Origin of the sequence: Sulfitobacter sp. HI0129 (genome assembly GCF_001635395.1) — a bacterium.
In the GTDB taxonomy this organism is placed as follows: Bacteria; Pseudomonadota; Alphaproteobacteria; order Rhodobacterales; family Rhodobacteraceae; genus Sulfitobacter.
The window spans coordinates 1-461 of record NZ_LWGH01000804.1; the positions used below are offsets into that span (position 1 = coordinate 1).

General features: G+C 64.6%; 1 protein-coding gene. It reads left to right on the forward strand.

The window, feature by feature from the left end; all coding sequences use genetic code 11:
- Window positions 1-461: hypothetical protein (locus A3764_RS25385; RefSeq protein WP_201722472.1), on the forward strand; the 461-nt coding region annotated here is incomplete at both ends.

A 461-nucleotide genomic window follows, 5' to 3' on the forward strand; every position in this document is an offset into this window, starting at 1 on the left:
AACGATATCGTCGGCCGCTCGATCCCTTCGGCCTCCCGCAGCAGGATGCTGGCGTGGCGGTTCTTTGGCGGGGGGCTTTTCGCGCTGGGGGTGGCGGCATTTGTCAGTCTGACGTTGGATATTCTGCCCAACCTCAAGGCCTATGCGCTGATCTTCGGGCTGGCGGCCCTTCTGATGCTGCTGTCCTCGTCGCTTTTCGTGTCAGCCGGTGAGCCGCCCATGCCCGCGAACAGGGACAAGAGCAAAGCACCGCAGGATGCGCGTTCGTTCCTGGGCTGGCAGGTTCTGACGAACGACGGGCGGTTCCGCCTGTTTCTCTATTCCCAATGGCTGGGCGGTGCGACGCTGATGGCGCTGCCCTTCTATGTCGTTGCGGCGGATCAGAGCGGTCTGACGGCGGCGGATGTCGGCGTGCTGCTGGGTGCCCAGACGGCGGGCGCGCTCGCGTCTAACCCGCTATG